This is a genomic window from uncultured Acidovorax sp. (assembly GCF_964021665.1).
Lineage (GTDB): Bacteria > Pseudomonadota > Gammaproteobacteria > Burkholderiales > Burkholderiaceae_C > Acidovorax > Acidovorax temperans.
The window spans coordinates 1-5,329 of record NZ_CAXIAK010000139.1 but is presented as its reverse complement, the minus strand read 5'-3'; the positions used below and the strand labels follow the sequence as shown (position 1 = coordinate 5,329).

The window sequence follows — 5,329 nt, the reverse complement described above, 5'->3', positions numbered from 1 at the left end:
CAAAAAGAATTGGGAGGATTCATGATGCCACATTTATGACACAGTAAGACTAGGAGGGCTTGCGGGGGATGCTCTGCAGGTAGTGCGGTGCAAAGCCATTCAACTGCGCAGTTTTGAGCTGCGCGTTGATGTCTCGGAAATCCGCATCGAGTGCCAGAAAGAACTCCGAGGGCTTCATGTGCAGGGCAGCGATGATGCGTTCCATATTGGCCAGCGTCACATTGCGCTCACCCCGCTCAACGCCACCCATGTAGCTTCGATCTAGCAGGCCGTTGAAAAATCCTTCGCCGCCGCCGGTGTGGGCCGCTACGATCTGAAGCCATCCAAGAACGACCCAGACGAGAAAGATGAGAGGAAACCAAGACTTCCAGGGGGCGATGTTCAGCTACATCAGCCTTGAAGAGCGCGTGCCACCGGCACACCCGCTGCGCAAGTTGCGCGCCGTGGTCGATGCGCTGCTGGCGACGATGCACAGCGAGTTCGAAGCGGTGTATGCCCGCCGTGGGCGCCCCTCGGTGCCGCCCGAGATGCTGCTCAAGGCCCTGCTGCTGCAGATCCTGTTCTCCATCCGCAGTGAGCGCCAGTTGGTCGAAGCGGTCAACTACAACCTGCTGTACCGCTGGTTCGTGGGCCTGAACATCGAGGACAAAGTCTGGGACCACTCCACCTTCAGCGCCAACCGCGAACGCTTGTTCAACGAAGACCTCGCCCGTGCCTTCTTCGAGCGCGTCAAGCTCAGCGCCCAGTGGGGGCGGCTTGCCAGCGACGAGCACTTCAGCGTGGACGGCACGCTCATCGAAGCCTGGGCCTCGCACAAGAGCTTCAAGCGCAAAGACGATGACAGCGGCACGCCGCCCGGACGCAACCCCGAGGTGGACTTCAAAGGGCAGGAGCGCTGCAACGACACCCACCAAAGCACCACGGACGCCGATGCACGGTTGTTCAAGAAGAGCACGGGTGACAAGTCCCGCCTGTGCCACATGGGGCACATCCTCATGGAGAACCGCAACGGGCTGATCGTGGATGTGGAGATCACACACGCCAATGGCACTGGCGAGCGCGAAGCGGCGCTGGCCATGTTGGGGCGCCGGGGCAACAGGAACAAGCGGGCCACGGTCGGTGCCGACAAAGGCTACGACAGCAAGGCCTTCATCAAGGGCTGCAGAAAGCTCAAGGTCACGCCACACGTGGCGGCCAAGGACAAGCACTCGGCCGTCGATGGCCGCATCAAGCGCCACGAGGGTTACAAGACCAGTCTGAAGGTGCGCAAGCGCATCGAGGAGGCCTTTGGCTGGATCAAGACGGTGGGTGGTCTGGCCAAGACCAAGCTGATCGGCCAGGCCAAGCTCGCGGGCCAGGCCCTGCTGTGCTTTGCCACCTACAACCTGGTGCGCATGGGCAGCATCGGCGGCTGGTGGGACGCGCATCATGCGTGAGCCATGGGATACGTGCGCCCGAAACGGGCAAAACGGCCTGCAAACAGGCCGAAATGGCCCTCGCATTCGCTTCGTAGGCGCGTCTGGACGACTCGCTTCTTCGAAATCCACGACCCTGGCGCGTTCGATGAGCATTTTTTCAACGGCCTGCTAAACCGCAGTAATGCGCAAAACCTTCCTGAGAAAACCCCTGTGCTTTGCGAAACGCACGTACGGCTTGCCCGAAAGCCTTGAGCACGGGAGAGCGGTCTGCATCAGTCATTGGTTGGCTTGCCATGAGCGCAATGGTTACGTTTCGTAGCAGGCTTGACCACAGTGCATCTGCACACGGTGTGAAGGATCACGGTGTGTACACACACGGGTTTCAGCGCGACGGGCTATGAAGTCACGGGCTATATGGAGACGGACTATGCGTACCATTGCGCAGCCGGACAGGGGATGCAGAGGCGGCGTTGTCGTGGGTGGCTACCGTCGCAGCATCTGCCAGAGCTTGGCTGTCATCGGGATAGAACTCCTGCAGAATCTCAGCGGCTTCATCGGGTGCATCTTCAAAGCTGCCATTCGCAAAGCCAAGGCGTGCAGCACCATCCAATGCGGTTTGATTAAAACCAGCAGCCAATCGCTCGGCTGCTAATGCGTGGGCTTGTTCAATGGCTGCATTCAACGACATCCCAGAGCGCACCACCAAGTCTGCGTAGTAGATGGCTGAGCGATGCGACTGCGTGGTCGACTTGCCGCGCAGCTTGAGCTCCAGCGGCATACAGGCCAGATGTCCCCCAGGGACGGCTGCGAAGTACTGCAGGCGGGCGACCAAGGTGCGGATGCTGTTAAAGCCGGTGGTTCTGAATACAAAGCTGCCAAGCTCATCACCGTCCCCGATGCTCACATTCAGTCGCCCATAGGGCTTGCAGTGCCCCATCCCAAACCGGCAGGTATCCGGCCCTGAACAGGCCAACTCCTCCAGCCCTTGGCCTGTTACACGCTTGCAGCTCTCGCCATTGCCCACGCACACCGGGCGAGCCGTTGTGCGGTCAAACATGCAGTAATCTGCCCGCAGATTCAGGTCCGGGTCATTGAACAGCACCCGCACGGGGATGCTGCGCAGCTTGCGCTGGGCTGTAGCTGGTGCAACCGTCTCTGAAGCGTCAGCCACCCCCATCTTGTCTTTGAGTGAGCGTTTGCCTGTTCGAGCAGGTGCAGCGCTAACAGGCGTCTCACTTTGCAAATCAGAAGGCTCCGAGCCTTCTTTTATGCCGCTGCAAATTGGACCAGGTGCTGGACTGTGGCGCAACGCCTCATCCAAAGGATGCAACACCCACTGGCCCCGCTGCTGCACTTGGGTGGTGATGGTGAATTCATCGTCCTTCTCAGGTAGGCGCTTGCCGTTCTTCTCAACCACCTTGCCAATCGAAATCCGGCCAATCACCGGTGGGGTAATCATCAAACCTTTGATCATGTCTCGCTCCAAAAAAAGAAAGCTCCCGGTGGCATAGGCCACAGGGAGCGAAACGGGGCTATATGGAAAGAGCTGTCAGCTCAGGCTGGATACACACAAAACCGGCGTGAGCCTGGACGCGTGCTTAAGTAGGCTTTGGCTATGTCTGGATGGTCTTTGACGAATTGCGCGGTATCGAACGTTTGCCCGTCTTTGCTGCGTCGCCAAGTCACGGAGCCACCACAGGCAAACGTGGCCTTGCCAGCTTCGCCCATGTGGATCTGAATGGCTTGGCGCAGACGTGCTTCCTTCTTCTGTGCGGTATCGAGCTGCTCACGGGCCTGCAGCAGAGCTTCAAACGTGGCATTGAGTTGTGGGTCTTCACTCATGTCCACGTCTTCACCGACGCTGTTCGGATAGAGGCAGCGCAGCGCTTTCTCAGCACTGTCAGAGCCATCTCCGGGAGGCGGCGTATTGCTTTCTACCAGTTGCCAGAATGCGCGCTCCATCTCGATCAAACGGGCAATCAATGCCTCATCCCGCTCAATGCGGAAGATGCGCAGCTCTTGTCCCCCAATGAGTACAGCCACATCCGCTGCCTTGTAGCCTGTGACGGCCAGCTGGTGCATGACCTGCAACTGCACGTACTCAGGCACGCCATCCTTCCAAAGGCGTGCACCGTGGATGCCTGCAGTCTTGCACTCCAGAATTTGCACCTCGGATGAACCAACCACCTCACGATCCACATTGGCCAGCATCCAAGGATGCTTTGGATGCTGCAGCACGGCATTCACACGGCGTACCTTGTTCCCTGTGCGCTTGGTGTAGTGGGCAGCCACTATGGGCTCTAGCAACGTACCCCAGAACATGGGGCTGGTGTCATCGTTGGGGTCTACAGCAGGCAGCAAGTCAGCCTTGCCTGTCTTATGCATCCACAGCTCCAGCTGGGACTGATAAGGGTTAAGGCCCACTGCTGTAGCGGCATCGGAGCTACCAATGCCTGTGCGGCGAACTTCCAGCCAATCGTCTCTGGTTAAATCCTTGGTCGAGACCAGGCGCAAAGCAGCCCCTTTGCGGGTGGCAGGTGCACGTGCGGTAGACAGACTTTGCAGATCTAGATTGGCATTGCTGAGCAAGTGAACAGACATACAAATCTCCTTGACCCGCAGAAATTGCGGGCATAAAAAACCGCCTTAGAAGGCGGTTCGTGGTGGTGGAAAGTAGATGGGAAAGCCCAGAGGAGAAGGCCAGTAGGGCCATGTAAGCCAGCGTCTGAGCATGATCAAGACACCAGCTGCAAAGCGTGGTCCAAAGCACGCTGCTTGATCACAGCACCTTGGCCAAACCAAGCACTATCCAGACGGTTGTCTTGGCTGCGTGCTTGTTTTTCATGGTCAACGAACTCGGTCACAGAGCAAAGCAAGCCCCAGGCAGTGTCTTTAGCTGCATGCATTTCTGCACCTCGACCGTGGCCCTCATAAAGCATCTGTACCTTTTTCAAGGCTCGCTCATTGGTCAAGCCGACTGACAAATCAGAGTGACTGTCTGTATTGCAGATCACCTTGAGAAAGTAGTTCATCGCCTCATGGGTCTTGACCTTGCGCTCGGCCAAGGTCTTCATGCGATACATAAAGCTGTCCCACTGACCAACTGCGATACCGAGTTGGCGTTTAACGGCCTGTGCGTCGAACGTAGTGCTGTGGGGCACCTTGACGGAGCCAACGCCATCCTTGAGTGCAATCGTCAGTGTGTTGTTACACACCACGCGCACTGTTGTAGGCATGGCTACGGTAGCCAGAGATCCATCGCATGACGTTGCCAATAGCAAATAGCCGTTGACCACATCATTGCCCTTCAACGCGACAGATTTACCAGTGCGTGCCAGCGCCCAGAACTTGCGGCCAGCCTTGAGTACGCCTGCAGTTTCCAGCTCGTAGCCAGCCACTTCGGTCAGGTCTCGATAGAACTCCAGTACCTCACGTGGTTGAACCACGTTGTAGCGACTGCCCACTACGGACAGTGGTGCCTGAGTGTCACTGCGGTAGAGCACTTTTTGTTCAGGAAACTCTTTGGGCTCGGCATACAAGCCAGAGAGTCCTGAATCTCCATTGGAGGCTAGATAACGGACAGGCGTTTCTTGAATACGCCAGTCCATGCCTGCAGCTTGTGCCCAGACATCAATGCTTTGTTTGGCAGGCAAAGCGTTGCCAAGTTCGTGCCAAGGGGTTTGGCCGGTATAGGCCATGGTTTCGATAAGGTGTGCCATGAGTGTGCTCCTTAAATGAATCAAAGGTGGAAAGTTCAAGACAGTGGTGAGGCTGTGACTTACTGTGGGATGTCACAGCCAGCAAATGAGTGCTGGCCGTTGAATGCATGACCGCAGTCCAAACACTGGTAGTTGTCCGTATCCGTCCAGCCACCCCATCTACCCCGAATGAGCAATTGCAAGCACCATCGT

5 protein-coding genes are annotated in these 5,329 nt (G+C 57.4%); 1 reads left to right on the top strand and 4 read right to left on the bottom strand.

Annotated elements, in window-relative coordinates; translation table 11 throughout:
* Positions 1 to 49: 49 nt before the first annotated feature.
* Positions 50 to 250 carry a hypothetical protein gene (locus tag AADJ04_RS17510; RefSeq protein WP_341240397.1) on the bottom strand — a complete coding sequence of 67 codons (201 nt, stop codon included), beginning with the start codon at positions 248 to 250 and terminating at the stop codon, positions 50 to 52.
* A gap of 97 nt (positions 251 to 347) precedes the next feature.
* Between AADJ04_RS17510 and AADJ04_RS17505 the strand changes: the two genes are divergently transcribed.
* Positions 348 to 1,436: an IS5 family transposase gene (locus tag AADJ04_RS17505; protein ID WP_341240396.1), complete on the top strand. Its 1,089-nt coding sequence runs from the start codon at positions 348 to 350 to the stop codon at positions 1,434 to 1,436.
* A 385-nt stretch (positions 1,437 to 1,821) separates the two neighbouring features.
* Here AADJ04_RS17505 and AADJ04_RS17500 read toward each other — a convergent pair whose 3' ends face one another.
* From AADJ04_RS17500 to AADJ04_RS17490, 3 genes are all read right to left on the bottom strand, one after another.
* Positions 1,822 to 2,892 carry a phage capsid protein gene (locus AADJ04_RS17500; protein WP_341240395.1) on the bottom strand — a complete coding sequence of 357 codons (1,071 nt, stop codon included), beginning with the start codon at positions 2,890 to 2,892 and terminating at the stop codon, positions 1,822 to 1,824.
* 80 nt (positions 2,893 to 2,972) lie between these two features.
* A complete protein-coding gene (locus AADJ04_RS17495; RefSeq protein ID WP_341240394.1) occupies positions 2,973 to 4,019 on the bottom strand; it encodes a YqaJ viral recombinase family protein in 1,047 nt (348 codons plus the stop codon).
* A 134-nt stretch (positions 4,020 to 4,153) separates the two neighbouring features.
* On the bottom strand, positions 4,154 to 5,137 hold the full coding sequence (locus AADJ04_RS17490; RefSeq protein ID WP_341240393.1) for a DUF932 domain-containing protein: 984 nt from the start codon (positions 5,135 to 5,137) through the stop codon (positions 4,154 to 4,156).
* Between the last annotated feature and the right edge of the window lie 192 nt (positions 5,138 to 5,329).